The sequence below is a fragment of the Bacillota bacterium genome, assembly GCA_030019365.1.
Classification (GTDB): domain Bacteria; phylum Bacillota; class Sulfobacillia; order JACIYH01; family JACIYH01; genus JACIYH01.
Map to the genome: position 1 here is coordinate 241,384 of JASEFA010000002.1, position 21,392 is coordinate 262,775.

A 21,392-nucleotide genomic window follows, 5' to 3' on the forward strand; every position below is an offset into this window, starting at 1 on the left:
AATGACCGTGCATCCCGAGGAACAGGAACGGGCGGAAGCCACCCGGGCTGAGAAAGTGCTGGCGCTGGGGCTGGTCGTGTTCCTGTTGCTGGGCGGCCTGTGGGTGCTCGACCGCCTGGGGGACATCCCGGCCCGGCCCGACTACGGTGCTGTGGCGGCCAGGTACGGCATCGCCGCGCTCGAGGAGGAGGTCTCCCGGCTGCAGGGCGATCTCAATCAGGCCCGGCAAGCCCTGGGGCAGGCGCAGGAGAACGAGTCGCGGGCGCGGGTGGAGTACGAGTTTCGCCGCGAGGAGTACCGCACCGCCCTCGACGCCGGCCGGGAAGATCGCGAGAGGAAGGCAACCTACCAGCAGGCTCTGGCCGCATACGACCGCGCCCGCGAGGCGACACAGGCTGCGGCCAGGGTGGTAGCCCGCTGGGAGGATGCGCTCCGCGATCCCCAAGCCAGGCTGGAAGAGAAGCGGGCTGCGGTTTCGGCCGAGTATGCCCGCGCATCCCGGCAATACGAAACCCGGGTGCTCCTGCTCCGGCTGGGGTACGCCCTGCCAGTCTTAGCCCTGGCGGTGGCGGCCTGGCAGGCCCTGCGCCGCAGGCATTTCCCCTACCTGGTGCTGCTCACCAGCTTCATGGCCTTCGCCGTGCTGCAGGCCGCCTTCCTGGTGGGAAGCTACGCCTGGACGCTTTTCCGGGCCTGGGCCCAGCTGGGGGTCTCCCTGACCGGGGCCGCCATCACGGCCGCCGGCATGGTTGCCCTGCGCCGCTACGTCTTCAGCCCCGGGCGGGTAATGCGCGCCCGTGCCCGCGCGGGGCAATGCCCGCGCTGCGGCCTGCCCCTGGGCCGCGAGTACGTCTTCTGCCCCGAGTGCGGCAACCGCGTGGCCGAACCCTGCCCCCATTGCGGTGACCGCCGCCCGGTGTCACTCCCCATCTGCCCCCACTGCGGCCGATAGCGTCGCCGGCCCGCGGGCTGGCCCGTCTTCCGGCCCGCCCGCAAGCCGCGCTCATTCGCGCGCGCCCCTTGAACGCTGCCAAGGACCTGCCCGGGGGCGGGAGCACCGGGCAGGCGCTCCCGGTAGATGGGATTGCTCAGCGGTAGACGGTGATGGCGCCCACGCTGAGGTCGGGGGCGTTCCCCACCACCCGCACCTTGAGGCCATAGGTGGAGAGCATGATCCCGCTACAGGGTGTCTTCCAGGTCCAGTACTCGTCGCGGTCGTCGAAGAGCGGCTGGGCCCGCTTGCCTTCGAACTGGGGCCGCTTCACCCAGGCGTAGCGCGAGAGGTCGAGGTCGAGGGGGTCGTTCAGCCCGAAGGAAGCGTCGTAGAGCTGGATGAAGGGCGGGAAGGCAGTGGGCAGGCCGGTGTCGCACCACACGTACTGGTGGGCGTCCACCACCCCCAGGAACACTTCTCCGGGGTGCACGCCCACCCAGTTGTTGTCAACCGAGAGGTCGCGGTACCAGATCACCAGGCCGGGGTTGAAGGGTAGGTTGGCGCGGGCGGCCTCGCGCAGGCCCACGTCGCTGCCGTGCCAGTTCCGCCACTCCAGCAGGTAGTAGTGACCACCCAGGCGGTAGCCGGGCGACCAGTCCCATCCGTGGTTGGCCCAATGGCCCAGCCCGGATTCGGCATCGTCGCTAAAGACCACCTGGCCGTCGGCCGTGACGGTGATGTCGTCCACGAAAAAGCCGGCGCCGTTGACGGCCCAGTCGGTCATGTAGCGGAAGCGCAGGTAGAGCGGCCCGCCGCAGTAAGGCGAGAGGTCGATGGTTTCGTGCAGCCAGCCCCCGCTCGAGCCGGTGTAGCCCGGCAGGTTGGCCCGGATGGCCGGGTAGCCGTCGGGGTCAATCTCATAGGTGGTGTTGGGCGTCTCCAGGGAGGTCCAGTTCACCCCGTCGGTGGACACCTGCACGAAGCCGAAGTCCCAGTTCTCCTCGATGTCGTACCAGGTCCAGAAGTCCAGGGTGGCCGACGACTTGCCGGTGAGGTCGATCACCGTGGTGATGTGGTGGTCGATCTCGTCACCCCGTCCGCCCCAGAACTCGTAGGATCCCGAGTGAGGCACGTTGAGGTCCACCCGCTTGGGGGGCAGGTTCACCCGCACCACCTGGTTGTTCTGGCCCAGCGAGGTGGCCTGGTCGAGCAGGAAGGTCAGGCCGTCGGGCGCGACCTCGGAGGCCAACTCATCCCAGTTCACCACGGTGGGCTGCACCCAGGTGCCGCCGTGCAGGAGTCCCAGGATCATGCGGCCCCAGGGGCTGATGCTGGTGGGCCGGGCGCCCAGGGGCTTGCCCGTCCAGCTCCCCCCGCTCATGAGGGACCAGTACTCCACCGGCTCGCCGTCACCGCTGTAGATGGTATCGTACTCGTCGGGCAGGCCCAGGTCGTGTCCGAACTCGTGGGCGAACACGCCCAGGGCCCCGTCCTCGGGCTCCATGGTGTAGTCGTACACCGCAGTGCCCGACCAGTAGGGACCACCGCCGTGGCTGGGATCGGCCAGATACGGCCGTGGGAGGTTCCAGCTATGAGACCAGATGGCGTCATCCCCCTGGGCGCCACCACCGGCCTCCTGCCCCACCCCGGCGTGGATGACCATGAGGTGGTCCACGATGCCGTCGGGCTCCATCAGGTCGCCGTCGCGGTCCAGATCATATGGATCCTCCAAATCGTAATCAGCCAGGTTGACGCCCGCCTGCACCGCCAGTTTGGCCACTTCCCTGACCAGCTGGCGGGGGCCGGCGGGACCACCGTTGTCGATGCCGCCGGCCGGGTTATCACGCCCGTAGTGCCACTCGGGGTTGGGGACCTGGAACCAGCCGTATACGTCCCCCTCGATGAGGAGGCCGCCGTTTGACTGCTCCAGGTAGTAGCTGGTGAGGCTGTGGGACGAAACCCCCTCGGGCGTGCTGTAGCCGTCCGGGTTGAACAGGAGGCCGGTGTAATGCCCGGGGCTGAAGTCGGCCGTCCAGTAATTCTCCCGGGCGGCCAAGCCCTGGGGCTGCGGGATCTGGTTGTGCACCGGGCCCTCGGCCCCGAACTCCACCAGCAGCACCAGGTTCTTCACCGTCTTGGCGGGATCGGGACGGGGCTGCTCGACCACCGGATCGAGCAGGTTGTCCTTCACCTGCCCGAACTTCTCACCCCTACCCGAGAGCAGGCCCTCGGATGCCAGTCCTTCCTTCCACTGGTACCTGGTGCCGTACTCGCGATGCCAGGCCTTCTTCTCCTCCGCGCCGCCGGCCATGGCGCCCACCTTGGTGCGCAGATAAGACGCCACCGCCTCCCTTACCTGGTTGTCGTCCGCGCCGGGAGGGATAACGCCCCGCTCCATGAGAACGTCTACCAGCCGGTCCACGTTGGGCGGTGCCACCTCGTGCCCCGCGCCACCACCCGCTGCGGCGGGCGCAGGCCGCCCTGCGGCCGCGGCTCCGGGCAAGCCCGATCCCGCCCCCAGGACGCCCAGGACCATGACCGCCGCCACCAGGATCGCCAGCACCCTGCGCCTCCTCACATCCCCTACCCCCTCTCGGAATGATGGGAATCGGTGGCGATTCCACCTATGTATGGTACACCATCGGGCGTGTCGGGTCCTGCCGGTTCCCGCCGGGGGAGGCCAAGGAGGAATCCAGAGGAAGATGTCGAATAACAGGGGACAAAGCGGACAGGCGAGGGGGAGTGGCTGCCACAAGGTGCCCGAGCTGGGGGAGCTCAAGCAGGAAATAGCCCGCATATACAACCAGGTGAACCAGGAAGCGTTCGAGATCGGGGTCAGGCGGCTGCGGGTGGACATCGTCGGTACCAAGATCGTGGTGCTGGCGGATCACAAGCGCATCCGGGGCCTGGACTATCTGGACCGGGTGAACCGGGCGGCCTCGCGCATGGCCGACGTGGCCTTGCTGGACGCCTTCAAGGAACGGATGCGGGAGGAGCTTGAGCGCCAGCTTCCCTGGCTCGGGGTCAGGAGCATCCTCAAGGATTACGACCCGGAGGCCGAGATCGCGGGGACCATCATCGTGATGGACAAGCCCCTCACGGGCGAGTGAGCCGCCCGGCGTGAGAAGAGGGGGATTGTCCGCCCGCCGCCGACCGGACAGAAAGTTGCGGTCAGGCGGCAGGGTGGCGCCGCGTGGTGCGAGTCGCCGGATCGCAAAGGGCTGGCAGGTGTAGGGAGCTTCGGGCCGAAGAGCCTGCAAACCGCCGGTCTTGGGTAGACCGTTTACCCGGGCCGGCGGTTTTCGTTTACGGCGAGGCCTGCCCCCAGGGCAGGACCCGCCGCGGCGGGCCCGTGGGAAGCCGGCAGTCCGGTCAAAGGAGGTAGGAAAGAGCATGGATGTGCCGCGGGTGAACGACGTGTTGATGGCCCTGGACGCCATCACGGGGGGGCGGGTGGTGACCGACCTGGGTCAGCTTGCCCGCACCGGCAACCGGTTCGTGGTCATCAAGTCCTCGGGAATCCCGGGCAAGGCGGTGATGGAGACGCCCGGGCTGGTATTCGGCGATCCGGATCAGCCGGTGCGGAAGCTGGCGGTCACCATGACCCTCACCGAGTCCCAGATAGAGCTGGCGGGAGCCATGGACATCGACGCCATCGTGGCCCACCACCCGGTGGCGGACGCGGCCAACTCGGGAGGGGTGCCCCTGAAGTTCTACCTGTCGCTGTACGGGATAGCGGTGTTCGAGTTGCACGAGGCCTTCCACGGTCTGCATCCCGGCATCCCCTTCCTGCACGGCCACCGCCCCGTGCGGGTGGACATCGCCTACGGGGGTGTCCCCGGCAACATCATGTACGTGGGCGAACCCCTGGATGACATCCGCACGGCCGGCGACATCCTGCACCGCCTGGAGGATTTCATGGGGTTTGCCCGCGAGCGAGACGCCCTGGACAGTGACCGCGACCTGCGCGAGTGCCCCGAGGCCATGGAAACGGTGGTGGCCACCGGGCCGCAGCTCCTCCACGGCAGCCCCGGTTCTCCGGTACGGGAGATACTGCACATCTTCCCCCACACCGGCTTCAGCGATGCCCATCTGAGCCAGGCCCTCAGCGAGCACCCGGACGTGAACACCATCGTGGCCAGTATCAGCAGGGCACGGCCTTCCCACCCCCTGGTGGAGAAGGCCAGGGAGCTGGGGCTGACCTTCCTGGTGGGCAACTCCCACGCGGTGGAAATCCTGGAAAACGGCATGCCTCTGGCCTACGCCCTCCACGCCCTCCTTCCCGCCGTGGAGGTCTGGCTGTTCCGGGAGCGGGTGCTGGCCCTGCCGCTCGAGCGGGCGGGCCACGCCGCCGTCAGGCAATACGCGCAGGACATGGCCGGGCGCTTCCTCCTGCCCAAGCAGGTGGCCGCCCGGCCGCCGGGGAGGTGATGCGAGCCGCATATAGGTCAAACGTGCGACGGGAAGGGCTCATCGGAAAGAGAGGATTCCCATGAGAGGAGGCAATGAGAATGGCGACCCTGGAAAAGGAAGCGGTGACCGGGCGCACCATGACCCGCATTGAGGTCATCGGGCTGGTCATGGTACTCCTGGCGCTGCTGGGATTGCTCCTCGGGCCCGGGACCATCGCGGGGACCTTCGACGCCATGGTGAAGAAGGTCTTCGACATCGTGGTCAAGATCTACATCACCGGTGCCCTGGGCGTCACCATCATACTGAGCGTGATCGTGGGGCGGGTTCTGGAGAGGCTGGGATTCACGGACGCTCTCATCCGCATATTCGCGCCCGCCGCCAGGTGGATGAGAATCAACCCCACGGTGATCATCCCCGCCGTGTACAACATCCTGGGTGACATCAACGCCGCGGGCCGCATCACCGGCCCCACTCTCAAGCAGGCCGGGGCCACCCGAGCGGAGCAGAAGATCGCGGTGGCCACCATGGTGCAGTCCCAGCAGTCCTTCTCCACCTTCATGCTGGGCATGCTAGCCATGACCCGGGCCGGAATCGCCGTATTCCCTGTGATCCTGATCGCCCTCTTCCTGCCCCTGGTGGTGGTGCCGTTCCTGCTCAGCCGCACCATCTACCGGGACACCAGGCGGGTGGAGCTGAAGGAGTTGCCGCACTTCACCCCCACCAAGGGCGCGCTCGATACCGTATTCGGTGCCGGTCGCGAAGGGGCGGAGCTCGTGTTCCTGCTCATCATCCCCGCTGCCGTGGTGATCTTCGGGATTATCGGGGCCCTGGACTACCTGGGAGCGTGGAAGCCCATCGAGAGCGGCCTGACCGCTGCCCTCACCGCCCTCAGCATCGAGCCCAAGACCGGCATCCTGTCGGTGCTGGCCTCCCCGACCCTGGCCATGAACACGCTCAAGGACATCTCGGCCCAGGTGGCTCCCGCCCTGGTGATCGGGTCCTTCGTGCTGGCGGCGTCCGGCTTCCCCCTGCAGGTGATATTCGGTCAGATCCCGGCGGTATGGGCGCGGGTTTCCGACCTGTCCGAAGGCGAGGCCATGGAGGCCGCCGTACTGGGCACCGTCATCCGCATCCTCACCGCCGCCCTGCTGGCGGTGGCCCTCAGCCCGCTCGTTTCCTGAGGAACGACGCAGGCAGCCCGCATTTTGCCGGCGGGGCAACACCGCACGCGGGCATTGGCTGGCCTGTCGGCCCACCGCCGACCCAGACGGAGCCGCAGGCAGGCCAGGCAGGTGACCACCATCAGAGCCGGGCCAGGAGCGCCCGGACCTGGCCGGACACGTCCAGGACGAAGAGGCCGCGCCCCAGCCAGTCCAGGCCCACGTCCGGCCGGCGGAGGGGAGCGTCCAGGATCACCTGGCCCGCCTCATTCACCCAGTGGGCGGTGAGGCCCGCCACCAGCTGGCCCGGATCGAGGAACAGGCTACCCTGCAGCTTCACCCTTGTGCGGCGGACGTAGTCAGGAAGCGGCGCCGGTACCGCCGGCGCCGCTTCCACCGTCCCCAGGCCCAGCGGCAGGCAGGTCTCCCGGTAGGTGCGATGGCGCCCGCTGGCCGCCACCCGGCGGCCCCCGAGCACCGCACCGTCCAGCTGATACACGTCGCTGCCGCTCCATTCCGGAGCCGCCTGGTGATCAAAGGTAACCTCCATGCTGAGGAAGAGACCGGGAGTGATGATGACGGCACTCTCCGCCACCAGTTCCAGCCCCGCCCGCACCGTCTCCATGACCGCACCCCCCGAGGTCTCACTGCCTAATCCATATGCGGGCGGTGCGGGGGCCACCCGCCGGCGGCCCGGCCGCATCCTGGGAGGCGACGGTACGCCGCCCGGAAGGGATGGGAGAAGTAGAGCGCGAACGTGTAGGCGTGCAGCAGACAACCGGATCGTGGCCCGCAGCGAGAAACGTGCCCGTCATGGCCGCCACCACGGCGTTGAACGTGGGCGCCATGACGCTGTGGAGCCCCATCCTTCCGCTCATCCTGCGCGACCTGGGGGCGACGGCCTTCCAGGTCAGCCTGTCCGTGGCCATCTGGACGGCGGTGGCCGCCCTGTTCCAGTATCAGGGCGGCATCTGGAGCGACCGCTGGGGGCGTCTCCCCACCCTCGTCTATCCTACGTACCTTTGCGCCGTGGCCATATCGGCGGCAGCGTTCATGTCCTCGTGGAAACCCTTCGTCCTGGTCTACATCCTCTGGTACGTGGCCAACGCCATCCAGGGGCCCACCTTCTCCACCATCATTGGCGAGGCCGTTCCTCCCGAGCGCCAGGGTCACGCTTTCGGCCTGGTGGAATTCACCATCGGGCTGGGCGTGGTGGCGGGGCCCCTTCTGGGAGCCTACCTGCTTCCCGTCGTACGGGCGCGGGGCTTGCTCCTCACCACCGGAGTCATCTTCCTGGGCACCGCGATCGCCCGGCACGCCCTCCTGCGCGAGACCAAACCGGCGGCGGCGGGGTCGATCCACTTCCACTTCACCCAGGTGTTCTCAGGGCGGCTGGCGGTCGTGCTCCTCATCTCGGTGGCGTACTACCTGGTCCTCAGCACCACCATGTGGGGACCGTTCCTGGCCCTGCATGCCAGCGACGCCATGGGGTTGAGCAAGTCCCAGATCAACCTGTTCTACGCGGCCGGCTCGGCCGTCTCGGCCCTGTGCAGCCTGCTGGCCGGCCGGGCGGTGGCGCGGTGGGGTGTCTACCGGGTGCTCTCCTGGGCCTCCCTCGCCCTGGGCGGCACCGTGCTGCTCTGGTCCCTGCAGAGGCACCTGGGCGCCATCTTGGCCGGCATGCTCGCCATTTCGGCCGCCTTCCAGTTTTCCATGGTCGCCAGCGATGCCTTCCGGGTGATAGCGCTACCGGAGACCATACGCGGCCGGGCGCTGGGCGCCATCGGTACCATGAGCAGCGTCGCCGCCGTCCTGGCCGTGCCCCTGGCCGGTTACCTCCGGCAGAAGCTGGTGCTGGCGCCGTTCATCCTGGCCGCCGCCACGGCGGTGGTGCTGTTCTTCGCCGTGCAGGTCCTGATCGCCCGCCACGTCGCCCCCGCCGACTCCCTTGCTGACCCCGGCGCGCGCGCCGGCGGCAGCGTCGCCCCCCTCCCGTGCACAACCACCGATCCGGATCGGCCTCCCGGCGACGAACGTCAGGCATGAGGCACCCCGCCGCAGGACACCAATATTGAGGAGAACAACGCCTGCGGGGAGGGAGTGGCTAGTGCCCACCAAGCATTATCCGAGTCTGTTTCAGCCAGGCAGGATCGGCAAGATAACGGTGCGGAACCGCCTGGTGATGCCGCCCATGGCGACCAACTATGGCGGCGAGGACGGCGAGGTCACCGACCGCATGATCCGTTACTACGAAGAGCGGGCCAAGGGTGGGACGGGCCTGATCATCGTGGAAAACGCCCAGGTGGATTACCCCATCGGGAAGAACGTGGTCCGCCAGCATCGCATCGATGACGACAAGTTCGTCCCCGGCCTGCGCCTTCTCGCCACCGCCATCAAACGTCATGGGGCGGTGGCCCTGCAGCAGATCCACCATGCCGGGAGGCAAACCACCCCCGCCATCACCGAGGGCCACGTGCCGGTGGCGCCGTCGCCGGTGCCCTGCCGCTTCCTGGGGGTGCAGCCCCGCGAGCTGACCGGCGCAGAGATCGACACCCTCATCAACAGGTTCGCGGAGGCGGCCGCCCGCGCCAAACTGGCCGGCTTCGACGGCGTGGAACTCCACGGCGCCCACGGCTACCTGATCGGGGAGTTCATCTCGCCGTACACCAACAAGCGCGTCGACCAGTACGGCGGGACGCTGGAGGGCCGGATGCGCTTCCCCCTGGAGATCATCCGGCGCACGCGCGAGAAGGTGGGGGACGACTTCGTCATCGGCTTCCGCTTCAGCGCCGACGAGTTCATCCCCGGGGGCCTCACCCTGGACGAGGCCAGACAGGTGGCGCCCATGCTGCAGCAGGCCGGGGTGGACGTCCTGCACGTGTCGGCCGGTATCTACGAGAGCATGGACCGCGTCCTGGAACCCATGTCGTACCCGGAAGGATGGCGGGTCTACCTGGCCGAGTCCATCAAGCAGGTGGTGACCATCCCGGTGATAACGGTGGGCGTCATCCGCACGCCCGAGATGGCCGACCGCATCATCGCCGAAGGCAAGGCCGACTTCGTGGCGGTGGGGCGCGGCCTCATCACCGACCCCGAGTTCGCCCTCAAGGCGGCCACCGGGCACGCCGACCGCATCAACCGCTGCATCAGTTGCAACATCGGGTGCGTGGGCAACGGCATCTTCGCCTCCAGCATCATGCGCTGCACCGTCAATCCCGCCGTAGGGACGGAGGAGCTCCTGGGCACCATCCCGCCCGCCCCCCATCGCGTGAAGGTGGTGGTGGTGGGAGGCGGCCCCGCCGGCATGGAGGCGGCCCGCATCGCCGCGATGCGCGGCCACGACGTGGTGCTGTTCGAGAAGTCGGACCGCCCGGGGGGACAGATGCTGCTGGCCGCCCTTCCTCCCCACAAGGACAAGATCAACTGGTTCACGGATTTTCTCACCCGGGAGCTGGCTTTGTTCCGGGTGCGCGTGGTCACCGGGCGCGGGGTTTCCGCTGAGGACGTCCTGCGGGAGCAGCCGGCCGCCGTGATTGTCGCCACAGGGGCGGTGCCGGCGGTTCCCGACATCCCCGGTGTGGACGGGCCCCGCGTCTTCCAGGCCTGGGACGTGGTGGCCGGCACCAGGAAGGTGGACGGCCAGCGCGTGGTGGTAATGGGAGGCGGTCAGGTGGGATGCGAGACGGCGGAGCTCCTGGCCGAGCAGGGTAAGCAGGTCACCATCCTGGAGATGCTGCAGGACCTGGCCCTGGACATGGAGCCCATCAACCGCCTGGACATGCTGGGGCGGTTCAAGCGCCTGGGGATCAACGGACTCACCGGAGTGACGGCCACCGCCATCACCGACGGCACCGTCCACACCATCGACCGCCACCTGCAGACCGCGTCCTTCCCCGCCGATGCCGTGCTCCTGGCCGTGGGAGCCACCCCGGTGAACGACCTGGCCCTGGACCTGGCCGGCCGCGTGGGCGAGGTGTACGTGGTGGGCGACGCCGTGCGGCCCCGACGCATCATGGAGGCCGCCCAGGAGGGAGCCCTGGCCGCCTACTCCATCGCCGAAGCCCACAAGTGGCTGAGCCCCCTCTCCCCGGCCCACGCTACCGTCTGACCCCGACGCGGCGCGCGGCAGCCCACGCCCACGCCCCCCGACGCCCACAGGCAAACCAACACGGTCAGCCGACTGACAGTGTGGCCTCTCACATGGTCAATCGGCTGACTGTGCACTCCGCCATCCGTCCCTCCGGTTCCCCGCGGGGCACCACCGCAATCTGCAGCGTTAACATAAAGATCGCACGCGCGATTTCCGTCAACCGCGTATTGCTGACTCTACCAAATGTTACCACATAACCAGCGTCAGTGTCAGTGCCCTGACAGTCTTCCCGCCTACACGGTCAGTCCGCTGACCGTGCGTTCTCCGCCCCCCGCCGGGGTGGGCAGGATGGCTGGCACTCCAGAGCGAACTAACTACTGCAACGGGCCGGGAACCGCCGCGCGGGGGGCGGCCGGGACCGCAACGCACGTGCCTGCCGCGCTGGTAGGCGGGCGGGAATGCGGCGCACATGCCCGCCATGGGGGTGGGGGCCGGGTTGCCCGGGTCGGATCTATTATCGATTCAGGAGACAGCGCAGCAGGTGGCGGAGGCGGTATCTGCCGCCCTGGGCGTGGAAACCGAAATCGTGGACGACCGGATCACCGTGGTGGCCGGCACCGGTAAGTACCGCCAGCGCATCGGTGGTAACGAGGAAGGCGGCGACCCCACGGCCGGCTTCCTGTACGGTCGGGTGCTGCGCACGGGACAGTCCTTCGTGGTGGAGGATCCCGCTTCGGACCCCACGTACGACCCCCGCTCCCTCACCGGGGAGACGGAAGAGCAGGCCGAGATTTGCTGTCCCATCGTGGTGGACGGCCGCGTGGTCGGGGTGCTGGGTCTTTCCGCCATGACCGCCGCCCAGCGGGAAATCCTGCTGGGCAAGCAGCGCGAGATGCTGGAATTCCTGCAACGCATGGCGGAGCTGCTTGCCAGCAAGGTCCGGGAACATCACGCCATGACCAGGCTGAGCATCACCTCGGGCCAGCTTGCCACCATCCTGGAGAGCATCGGCGAGGGCGTCCTGGCCATCGACGAGTCCGGCTTCATCTCCCACTGCAACCGCTCGGCCGAGGTGCTCATCGGGCTGCCGCGGCGGCAGCTGCTGGGCAAGCACCTCTCCACCCTGTGGCCGGATTCCCCCATGCTCACCGTGCTCGCCACCGGACAGGAGTACCGTGAGCGCGAGGAAATCTACCAGCGGCCCCGGCCCACCCACTTCCTGGTCACCGCCCTGCCCGTCCGCGTGGAGGGCGTCGTCAAGGGGGTGGTGGCCACCTTCCGGGCGTTCTCCGAGGTGAGGCGCCTGGTCCGCAGCATGACCGACACCCTCCCGGGATACACCTTCGCCGACATCAAGGGCACCAGCCCCGCCATCCTGCGCATGAAAGAACAGGCCATGCAGGTGGCGGCCAGCGATGTCACCGTCCTCATCTGCGGGGAAAGCGGCACCGGCAAGGAGATGTTCGCCCGCGCCGTCCATGCCGCCAGCCCGCGGGCGTCCGGCCCCTTCGTGGTGCTGAACTGCGGTGCCATCCCGGAAACCCTGCTGGAGAGCGAGCTGTTCGGGTACGAGGGGGGTGCATTCACCGGGGCGAAGCGCGAGGGCAAGCCGGGCAAGTTCGAGCTGGCCAGCGGTGGCACCATCTTCCTGGACGAGATCGGCGATATGCCCCTGCACCTGCAGGTGAAGCTCCTGCGCGTGTTGCAGGATCACGTGGTGGAACGGGTGGGGGGCACCCACCCCATCCCGGTGGACGTGCGGGTCATCGCTGCCAGCAACCGCGACCTGGAGCAGATGATGCACGACCACGAGTTCCGCGAGGACCTGTACTTCCGCCTGAGCGTCATCCCCCTCCAGGTACCGCCCCTGCGCGAGCGGCGCGAAGACATACCGCTCCTCGCCGAGTACTTCCTCGACAACCAGCGGCGGCTCGTGCCCAAGGAAGTGAGCGGATTCAGCCGCGCCGTCCTGGACGCCTTCCTGGCGTACGACTGGCCGGGGAACGTGCGGGAGTTGCAGAACACCGTCGAGTACGCCGTCCACCTGGCCAAGGGGCCCACCATCACCCTGGAGAGCCTGCCACCGCGCCTGCGCCGGCACACGACGGCGGTGGCCGATGGCACCCTGCGCGAGCAGGTGCGCCGCTTTGAGGCCAGTCTGATCCAAACCTGCCTCTCCCGCTACGGATCGGGCAGCACGGCGGTGGAGCAGGCCGCCCGGGAGCTGGGGATCAGCCGGGCCAGCCTGTACCGGAAGCTGCGCGCCACCGCACGCGTCACCCGCCAGGCATCGGGATGAAGCACTCGGGTGCGGCGATGCGTTCGCCTCTCGAGCTTCCGCCCTGCTCCTGACCCTCATCCTGACGGTGGTCTTCCTGGTACTGTTTGCCCTGGGCGTGCGCGCGGCCGCCCGGCAGATCTCGCCCATAGAACGGGAGCTGACGGCCTCGGTCCTGGGGACCCAGCTCCTGGTGCTGGGCCTGTTCTTCGGGAACTTCATCGTGGCCTTCCTGGCCATATTCTCGGCTGTGGGCGTGGTCTCCACGGAGCTGGAGAACGGAGTGCTGCAGACCATCGTGACCCGCCCGCTCTCCCGGGCCGCCGTGATCGGGGGTAAGTACGCCGGGCTGGGCGCCCTGCTCGCCCTGTACGCCGCCCTGTACTTCGGGGCCATCCTGGCGATCGTGCGGCACTACACGGGCACGAGCACTACCGGGGAGCCCGGCGCCCTCGCCCTCTTCTGCCTGACCCCGCTCGCCTTGCTGGCGGTGACCGTGCTGGGGAGCACATCCCTACCCACTGGGCCAACGGCATGGCGGTGCTCGGCCTCTACGTGGTGGCCTTCGTGGGGGGCATGGCGGAGCAGGTGGGTGCCCTCATCGACAACCTGACCATGCAGCGCCTGGGCATCGTGTCCAGCCTGATCCTCCCCTCCGACGCCCTCTACCGCAAGATCGTAGCCGTCCTCACCGGGTCGTCGGGGGACCCCTTCATGGCCGTGCGCCAGCTGGGCCCCCTGGGCAGCCTGTCCGAGCCCAGCGTGTGGATGATCGTGTACGCGCTGCTCTACACCGCCGCGATGGTGGCGCTGGCCATCCGCTGCTTCGCCCGCCGCGACATCTAGTGCCGGGTCAGGGCGAAATCACTCCGGGTACGATCGGAACTCCACCCCATCGATAGGAACCTCCCTGCGGGGGCCGCCACTCAGCGGAACAGCCTGCCCAGCAGGCGACCGGTTGCCCGCCCGGCGGCCGGCCGGCTGCCCCTACGTATGCGAAACCAGTTCGGCCATGATCGCCTCGCCGGAACTGGTGCCAAGCACATCGGCGCCGGCCCCAAGCAGGGCCAGGGCCTGGGCCAGCGTGCGGATGCCACCCGAGGCCTTCACGCCCAGCCGGTCACCCACCGCCCGGCGCATCAGATGCACGTCTTCCACCGTGGCACCGCCCGGCCCGAATCCGGTGGAGGTCTTCACGAAGCGGGCCCCGGCCTCCTCCGCCAGGCGACAGGCCACCACCTTCTCCTCGTCCGTTAGGTAACAGGCTTCGATGATGACCTTGACCACGATCCCCTCGGCGGTGGCGCCTCCCGTGCCAAAGGCGCGGTGCCCAGCATCACCCGGCGGGGGGCTGGTGGCGTCGCCGGGCGCGCGGTGCGCGGCGCCAACGGGCGCGCGGTGCGCGGCGCCAACGGCGGCGCGGGCGGCGCCCCGCACCACGGCGCGGATCTCGTCGCGCACGTAGTCGAGCTGACCGGCCTTGAGGCGGCCGATGTTGATCACCATATCCACGTCGCTGGCCCCGGCGCGCACCGCTTCCTCCGCCTCGCGCGCCTTGGACGCCAGAGTGACGGTGCCGAGGGGGAATCCCGCCACCGTGCATACGCGCACCGGGCTTCCCTCCAGGTGCTCCACGGCCAGAGCCACATACGCCGGGCTCACGCAGACGGCCCGGAAGCGGTGCCTCAGTGCCCCCGCGCAGAGGGCCTCCACCTGGGCCGGGGTGGCAGTGGGGGCAAGAAGGGTCTGGTCTATGCGGGCAGCCAGTTCAGCGGGCGTCATGGGCAGCGCCTCCCGTGGGCGGGAAGTCGAAGGCAGCGGGTAGGAGCTCGGCCACGGAACTGGATCTCCGGTCACCTCTCACGTTGGCCATGATGACGCGGAAGTCCCCAAACTCCGCCATCACCTGACGGCAGGCCCCACACGGGGAGCACACGCCCTCCGTGTCGGCCACCACCGCCAGGGCAGCGAAATTGCGCTGGCCCCGGGACACCGCGTTGAAGATGGCCACCCTCTCGGCACAGACGGTCAGGCCGTGGGATGCGTTCTCGACGTTGCACCCGGTGAACACCTCACCCGACCGGGTGAGCAGGGCGGCCCCCACCGCGAACCCTGAGTACGGGACGTAGGCCCATTCCCGGGCCTCCGTAGCCCGTGCCACCAGTTCCCCGTCGGAGATGGTCCCCGCAGACCCGCCTTCCACCGCCCCACCCGGCGCCGGAGCCCCGGCCTTATCACTCACGGCCAACATCTCCCTTCGTCAAGCCGGCGCCGCATCCCGGTCGCGCGCGCTGTGGTCCGGCACGGTAGTGCTCGACGCCCTGGGCGGTGACCAGGGCCAGGATCAGGGGTGGGACCGGCGGCCGCTGTCCCTCAATGCGATAGGCGTGCTCCAACAGCTCCAGGGCGGCCGGCAGGCGGTCGGCGTCGTTGTAGTGCACTTCCGCCAGTGGCTCTCCCCGCCGCACGGGATCGCCCACCTTGCGCCGGAGGACGATGCCCACCGCAGGGTCAACGCGGTCATCCTTCCTGGCCCGGCCCGCCCCCAGCAGCATGGCCGCGCGGCCCACCAGCAGGGCGTCAACACGGGTGACGTACCCATCGACATCGGCCGGGAGCAGGTGGACGTACCGGGCAACGGGAAGCAGGTCCCCGTCGCGCACGCCGGCGTCGGCCCCCCCGGAAACGCCGGGCGCGAGCACGGCCCGGGGGTCGCCCCCCTGGGCCTCCACCATGGCCTGGAACCTGGCCAGGGCTGCCCCCGACTCCAGCAACTCGTCCAGGCGCGAGCGCGCCTGGGCCAGGTCCCGGGCGACTCCGCCCAGGACAAGCATGTGGCTGCCCAGCACCAGGCATAGCTCCCTCAGGTCGGCGGGACCCCCGCCGGCCAGAGTGGCCACCGCCTCCCGCAACTCCAGGGCGTTGCCCACCGCGTGGCCCAGGGCCTGGTCCATGCTGGTGATGAGCGCCCGGGTGCGACGGCCGGCCCTCTCCCCGATGTCGACCATGGTGCGGGCCAGGGCCAGGGCGGATTCGAAATCCTTCATGAAGGCGCCGCTGCCCGTCTTGACGTCGAGCACGATGGCGTCGGCGCCGGCGCCGATCTTCTTGCTCATGATGCTGGAGGCTATCAGGGGCAGGCTGTCCACGGTGCCGGTCACGTCGCGCAGGGCATACATCTTGCCGTCGGCGGGGACCAGGCGGCGCCCCTGCCCCACCACGGCGAGGCCGATGCGGCGCACCTGCTCCAGGAAGCGCTCCGGGGGTACGTCCACCGTCAGCCCGGGGATGGACTCCAGCTTGTCCAGGGTCCCCCCGCTGTGGCCCAGGCCCCGGCCCGACATCTTGGCCACCGGCACCCCGGCAGCGGCCACCAGGGGGGCCAGTACCAGGGTGGTCTTATCGCCGACGCCGCCCGTGCTGTGCTTGTCCACCTTGATGCCGGGGATGCTACCCAGGTCCATGCGGTCGCCCGAGTCCGCCATGGCCATGGTGAGGTCGGCCACCTCGCCGGGTTCCATGCCCCGCAAGCACACCGCCATCAGGAAGGCGGCCATCTGGTAGTCGGGGACCTCCCCCCGCACGTAACCCTGAACCAGGAAGTCCAGTTCCTCCCGCGACAGCGTGCCCCCGTCCCTCTTCTTCAGGATCAGGTCCACGGCCCGCACCAGTGAATACCCCCTCTCCCCCGGCAGCGGGTACCCCCCTCCCCCGGCGTCGGGGAACGTCAGTCTTCTTCCCGCTCGTAGGGAAAGCCGACCCGTCAGGCTTCCTCGCGTTCGTAAGGGATGCCGTCCGCGGCCGGGGGCGTGGTCCGCTTGAGCATGCCGGCCAGCACGACCAGTGTCAGGACGTAAGGGATCATCTTGATGAACTGGTAGGGCACCACCGCGCTCTCGACCACCCGGAAACTCAGCGACTCCGCCAGCCCGAACAGCAGGGCCGCCCCCATGGCCCCCACGGGAGACCAGTTTCCAAAGATCATGGCGGCCAGGGCAATATACCCCTTGCCCTGGGTCATCCCTTCCACGTACATGCCGGTGTGCTCCACCGAGAGGTAGGCTCCGGCCAGACCCGCCAGCACCCCGCTCAGCAGCACTCCCGCGTAGCGGAGGTGGAAAACCTTCAGGCCCAGGGTGTCTGCGGCCAGGGGATTCTCCCCTACCGAGCGCAGGCGCAGCCCGAAGACCGTCTTCTCGATCAGCCAGTAGCTGAAGGGTACCAGCAGCAGGCCCACCACCACCAGCGGGGAGACGTTGCTCACCAGGGGCTTCAGCCAGGAGATCTGATCGAGGCCGGGGATGCTGATGGGTGTGAAACCCTGCACGTGGGGGCTCATGGTGGCCTTCTGGAAGAGGGTGATGCTGGAGAAGCGCGCGGCGCCGTAAGCCAGGATGTTCAACGCCACCCCGCTCACGATCTGATCCACCCGGAAGGTCACCGAAACCCCAGCATGCACCAGGGCCATGAGCACGGACGCCACCACCGCCAGGGCCATCCCGGCCAGCGGACCGGCGTAGTAAGCCCCCACCGCGCCCCAGAACGACCCCGTGATCATCATCCCCTCCAGGCCGATGTTGACCACGCCGCTGCGCTCGGAGTAGACGGCGCCCAGGGCGGCCAGCAGCACCGGCAGTCCCATGCGGATGGCGGAAGCCACGAGCTCGCTCACGATCAGGCCCCCAGCGCCTCCTTCCGTTCCTGGCGGCGGATGTAGCGGCCCATGACGGCCGACGCCACCACGATGCTGAGGATCATTACTCCCTGTAAGATCACCACCGTGTCCATGGGCACCGCCGCGAAGGTTTGCACCCCTTCAGCTCCCCGGCTGAGGAACCCGAATAGCAGCGCCGCCAGCACGATCCCCAGGGGGCTGTTCTTGCCCATCAGGGCCACCGCGATCCCCGTGAACCCGTACCCCTTGGGGAAGTCCAGGTCCATATACCCAAAATACGAGAGGAGATCACTCAGCCCGGTCATGCCGGCGATGAGGCCACTCAGCAGGAACGCCTTCGTCTGCACGGAAGCGGGCTGGATTCCGGCCGCCTCCGCAGCCGCGGGGTTGTGGCCCACGGCCCGCAACTCGTATCCGAAAGCGGTCCTCCAGATGAGGTAGTGGACGGCCACTGCCAGGAGCAGGCCCAGGGGAAAGAACCAGTTCAGGTACACGTGCCTGGGCAGGTCCACTCCGAAGAGGGCAAGAAATCCGTGCATCCTGGGCATGAGGGCGCTGGGCGCGATCTTCGGTAACCGGATGAGGGGATTGCCAACGCCGGGCATGAGCCCCTGCTGCTTATCCATGAATACGTCGGCGATCAGGTAGTGGATGAGGGAGAAGGCGATGTAGTTGAGCATGATGGTGGTGATGACCTCGTGCACCCCGCGCCGGACCTTGAGGTATATGGGCAGGAGGGACCACAGCAGCCCACCCAGGGCGGCCATGGCGATGACCAGGGGCAGGTGGATGAAAGATGGCAACCCCCTGAGGGCAAAACCCGTCAGTGCCGCCAGGAAGGTGCCGATCAGGTACTGCCCTTCCACCCCGATGTTGAAAAGCCCCACCCGGAAGCTGATGGCGACGGCCAGGCCGGAGAAAACGAGGGGGGTGGCACCGAACAGGATGATGCCCACGCTGTCCAGCCGCCGGAAGGCGAAGGTGAACATGATGCGGTAAACCTCCACCGGGTTCTTCCCGATGGCACCCATCACCACCGCGCCCACCAGGACCGCGAATGCTATGGCCACCAGGGGCGAGGCCATCTCCAGGGCCAGGTACCGGTAGCGCTTCCTCATCCCATCTCCCCGCCCGTCCCCGTCATCGTGCGGTCTCCTCCGCGCCCCGCCGCCCCGCCCTGCGCGTCCCCGCCCGACGCCTCCCCGCCGGACGACCCGGGCACGCCGGCGCGGGCGCGCCCGCCCAGCATGTAGCGGCCGATCTCCTCGGGCGTGACCTGGTCCGGCCGGAACTCGGCCACCAGTTCCCCGTTGTACATGACGCCCACCCGGTCACTCAAGGAGAGCACCTCTTCCAGGTCCGCCGATACCAGGAGCACTGCCCGGCCGCGGTCGCGCGCCCGCAGGAGTTGCTGGCGCACGAACTCCGTCGCCCCTATGTCCAGGCCCCGGGTGGGCTGGGAGGCCACGATGAGGGTGGGTTCGCGCCCCAACTCGCGGGCCAGGATGAGCTTCTGCTGATTCCCTCCCGACACGTTGCGCACCGGGATGTCCAGCCCGGGCAGGCGGATGTCGAACTCCCGCACCAGACTCTGGGCGTGTTTCCTTATGGGCGCCACCTGCAGCCATCCCCGGCGGGCGAAAGGCAAGCTCCGGTGCAGGCCCAGGATGCCGTTTTCCCACACGGTCATGGCCAGGATGAGCCCCCGCCGCTGGCGGTCCTCGGGGATGTGAGCCAGGCCCTGCTCCCGCATCCCCCGCACCTTCCCGTCGCCCACGGGGTGGCCGTGCACCAGGATGCGCCCCCCGGATGCCCGCCGCAATCCGGTGAGGGCCTCCACCAGCTCGGACTGGCCGTTGCCCTCTATCCCCGCGATCCCGTAGATCTCCCCCGCCCTGACCCGCAGGCTCACACCCCGCACCGCCGGCCGTCGCCCCGGGCCGGACACGGTGAGGTCCTCTACCACCAGGCAGTCCTCTCCCGGGCGATAGGAGCCGCGGGAAAGCTCAAAGAGGACGGGCCGGCCCACCATCATGTGGGCCAGCTCCGCCCTCCCGGTCTCTTCCCTGCGCACGGTGCCCACCAGCACGCCCCGGCGCAGGACGGATATGCGGTCGGCTATCTCCAGCACCTCATCCAGCTTGTGGCTGATGAAGATGATGGTCTTGCCCTGCTCCCGCAGGTTGCACAGGTTCAGGAACAACTCGCGCACTTCCTGGGGGGCCAGCACGGCGGTGGGCTCGTCCAGGATCAGGATCTCGGCACCCCGGTAGAGAACCTTGAGGATCTCCACCCGTTGCTGCTGACCCACCGACAGGTCGCCCACCCGCGCCCCCACGTCCAGGGCGAACTCGTAGCGCCGGCACAGGTCTTCCACCAGCCGCCGGGCGTCCCGCTCTCGCAGCACTCCCGCCCGGGCCGGCTCGGATCCCAGCACGATGTTCTCGAGCACAGGGAAACGAGGGATCAGCATGAAGTGCTGGTGCACCATGCCGATCCCCAGTTCAATTGCGCGCCGGGGGCTGTCGATCACCACCCGCCTGCCATCCAGGCGGATTTCCCCGGCATCCGGCTGGTAGAGACCGGCCAGCACCTTCATCAGGGTGCTCTTGCCGGCCCCGTTTTCGCCCACCAGGGCGTAGATCTCGCCCCTGTCGATTTCCAGGGAAATATGGTCGTTGGCCACTACCCCCGGAAAACGCTTCGTTACTTCTCTGAGCTCCAGGAACGCCATCTACTTGGGGAGCGTCTTCTCGAACTCGGCCAGCTCCTTCTTGTCCGCGGGAACCTTGATGTCGCCGCTGATGATCCTCTTCTTCAGGTCTTCCAGCCTATCCTGGATGTCCTTGATCATTTGCTGGTTGTACTGGTTCACGGCGTAGCCTACGCCGTCCTCAGCCACCCCGAACACCTGGTAACCGCCCTTGAACTTGTTCTCCAGGGCGGCCTTGATGGTCTCGTAGACGGCCACGTCCACCCGCTTGAGCATGCTGGTAAGGACGTACTGACGCTGCTCAGGCTTGGCGGTGAGGGACTGGTCTGAGTCGACGCCGATGACCAGTTTCTTCTGAGCAGCGCATGCCTCGATTACGCCGATCCCGGAGGCACCCGAGGCATGGTACACGATGTCGGCACCCTTCCTGATCTGGGAGAGGGCGAGCTCCTTGCCCCTCACCGGGTCCTTGAACGCCTCACCCGTCGTGCCGATGTACTCGCTGAACACCTCGACCCTGGGGTTGACGTACCTGGCGCCGGCGATGTAGCCCGCCTCGAACTTCTCGATGAGCGGGATCTTCATGCCGCCCACGAAGCCAATCTTGTTCGTCTTCGTCTTCAGGCCAGCGGCGGCCCCCACCAGGAAGGACCCCTCGTTCTCCTTGAACAGCAGGCAGGAGATGTTCGACGAGTCGGTGAGCTTGTCGATGAAGCCGTCGATCAGCCCGAACTTGGTGTTGGGGAACTCCTGGGCCACCTTGGCCACGTGCTCGGTGAACATGAAACCGACGCCGAAGATGAGGTCGTACTTGTCCTCCGCCAGGAGGCGCAGCAGTTGCTCGCGGTTCTCACCGCCTGCAGACGGCTCCAGGTACTTGGTCCCGGTCTTGTCTCCGAACTCCTTTTGAGCCCTCTCCAGGCCCGCATAGGCCGCATCGTTAAAGGACAGGTCGCCTCGCCCGCCGATGTCGAACACCAGACCCACCCGCAGCGGCTTGGGCTTCTCGGGCTGAGCGGGCTGCGCGGGCGCCGGAGCCGGCGCTTCCTTCTTGGCGCAACCCGCGCCCACCCCCGCCACGGCGAAGAACAGCACCAACCCGACCACCAGGAGCCTCCGCCACGCCATC

Annotated in this window: 18 protein-coding genes; 9 read left to right on the forward strand and 9 right to left on the reverse strand. The window is 68.3% G+C overall.

Annotated elements, in window-relative coordinates; translation table 11 throughout:
• Position 1: 1 nt before the first annotated feature.
• On the forward strand, positions 2-952 hold the full coding sequence (locus tag QME70_04440; protein ID MDI6893853.1) for a zinc ribbon domain-containing protein: 951 nt from the start codon (positions 2-4) through the stop codon (positions 950-952).
• Between the two features lie 136 nt (positions 953-1,088).
• Here the strand turns inward: QME70_04440 and QME70_04445 are convergent, their stop codons facing one another.
• Complete coding sequence (locus QME70_04445) at positions 1,089-3,512, reverse strand: immune inhibitor A (protein ID MDI6893854.1); 2,424 nt, start codon at positions 3,510-3,512, stop codon at positions 1,089-1,091.
• 124 nt (positions 3,513-3,636) lie between these two features.
• Here QME70_04445 and QME70_04450 point away from each other — a divergent pair, with 124 nt between their 5' ends.
• The 3 genes from QME70_04450 (at position 3,637) to QME70_04460 (ending at position 6,528) form a co-directional block, all read left to right on the forward strand.
• Positions 3,637-4,044: a Na-translocating system protein MpsC family protein gene (locus QME70_04450; protein MDI6893855.1), complete on the forward strand. Its 408-nt coding sequence runs from the start codon at positions 3,637-3,639 to the stop codon at positions 4,042-4,044.
• A gap of 289 nt (positions 4,045-4,333) precedes the next feature.
• Complete coding sequence (locus QME70_04455) at positions 4,334-5,365, forward strand: Nif3-like dinuclear metal center hexameric protein (GenBank protein MDI6893856.1); 1,032 nt, start codon at positions 4,334-4,336, stop codon at positions 5,363-5,365.
• An 80-nt stretch (positions 5,366-5,445) separates the two neighbouring features.
• Positions 5,446-6,528 (forward strand): hypothetical protein, encoded by a 1,083-nt coding sequence (locus QME70_04460; protein ID MDI6893857.1) that lies wholly within the window; start codon positions 5,446-5,448, stop codon positions 6,526-6,528.
• A 121-nt stretch (positions 6,529-6,649) separates the two neighbouring features.
• Here the strand turns inward: QME70_04460 and QME70_04465 are convergent, their stop codons facing one another.
• Positions 6,650-7,132: a hypothetical protein gene (locus tag QME70_04465; GenBank protein MDI6893858.1), complete on the reverse strand. Its 483-nt coding sequence runs from the start codon at positions 7,130-7,132 to the stop codon at positions 6,650-6,652.
• Positions 7,133-7,242: 110 nt separating this feature from the next.
• Between QME70_04465 and QME70_04470 the strand changes: the two genes are divergently transcribed.
• From QME70_04470 to QME70_04490, 5 genes are all read left to right on the forward strand, one after another.
• Positions 7,243-8,553, forward strand: a complete 1,311-nt coding sequence (locus QME70_04470) for an MFS transporter (GenBank protein ID MDI6893859.1) — start codon at positions 7,243-7,245, stop codon at positions 8,551-8,553.
• A 61-nt stretch (positions 8,554-8,614) separates the two neighbouring features.
• Positions 8,615-10,615, forward strand: coding sequence for an FAD-dependent oxidoreductase (locus QME70_04475; GenBank protein MDI6893860.1), 2,001 nt, complete (start codon positions 8,615-8,617; stop codon positions 10,613-10,615).
• Between the two features lie 478 nt (positions 10,616-11,093).
• Complete coding sequence (locus tag QME70_04480; protein MDI6893861.1) at positions 11,094-12,896, forward strand: sigma 54-interacting transcriptional regulator; 1,803 nt, start codon at positions 11,094-11,096, stop codon at positions 12,894-12,896.
• 49 nt (positions 12,897-12,945) lie between these two features.
• On the forward strand, positions 12,946-13,488 hold the full coding sequence (locus tag QME70_04485) for a hypothetical protein (GenBank protein ID MDI6893862.1): 543 nt from the start codon (positions 12,946-12,948) through the stop codon (positions 13,486-13,488).
• Positions 13,452-13,721 (forward strand): hypothetical protein, encoded by a 270-nt coding sequence (locus QME70_04490; protein ID MDI6893863.1) that lies wholly within the window; start codon positions 13,452-13,454, stop codon positions 13,719-13,721. Before QME70_04485 ends, QME70_04490 begins: the two co-directional genes overlap by 37 nt.
• Positions 13,722-13,862: 141 nt before the next feature.
• Here QME70_04490 and deoC read toward each other — a convergent pair whose 3' ends face one another.
• The 7 genes from deoC to QME70_04525 form a co-directional block, all read right to left on the reverse strand.
• Positions 13,863-14,657 (reverse strand): deoxyribose-phosphate aldolase, encoded by a 795-nt coding sequence (deoC, locus tag QME70_04495; GenBank protein ID MDI6893864.1) that lies wholly within the window; start codon positions 14,655-14,657, stop codon positions 13,863-13,865.
• Complete coding sequence (locus QME70_04500) at positions 14,644-15,054, reverse strand: cytidine deaminase (GenBank protein ID MDI6893865.1); 411 nt, start codon at positions 15,052-15,054, stop codon at positions 14,644-14,646. The genes deoC and QME70_04500 overlap by 14 nt, the downstream gene beginning before the upstream one ends.
• Positions 15,055-15,109: 55 nt before the next feature.
• Entirely contained in the window at positions 15,110-16,543 is a 1,434-nt protein-coding gene (locus QME70_04505; protein ID MDI6893866.1) for a pyrimidine-nucleoside phosphorylase, read from the reverse strand.
• A 95-nt stretch (positions 16,544-16,638) separates the two neighbouring features.
• Positions 16,639-17,553: an ABC transporter permease gene (locus QME70_04510; protein MDI6893867.1), complete on the reverse strand. Its 915-nt coding sequence runs from the start codon at positions 17,551-17,553 to the stop codon at positions 16,639-16,641.
• Positions 17,550-18,668, reverse strand: a complete 1,119-nt coding sequence (locus QME70_04515) for an ABC transporter permease (protein MDI6893868.1) — start codon at positions 18,666-18,668, stop codon at positions 17,550-17,552. The genes QME70_04510 and QME70_04515 overlap by 4 nt, the downstream gene beginning before the upstream one ends.
• Positions 18,665-20,284: an ABC transporter ATP-binding protein gene (locus QME70_04520; protein MDI6893869.1), complete on the reverse strand. Its 1,620-nt coding sequence runs from the start codon at positions 20,282-20,284 to the stop codon at positions 18,665-18,667. The genes QME70_04515 and QME70_04520 overlap by 4 nt, the downstream gene beginning before the upstream one ends.
• The gene (locus QME70_04525; protein ID MDI6893870.1) at positions 20,285-21,391 is read right to left on the reverse strand and encodes a BMP family ABC transporter substrate-binding protein; all 1,107 of its coding nucleotides are present in this window, start codon (positions 21,389-21,391) and stop codon (positions 20,285-20,287) included.
• Between the last annotated feature and the right edge of the window lies 1 nt (position 21,392).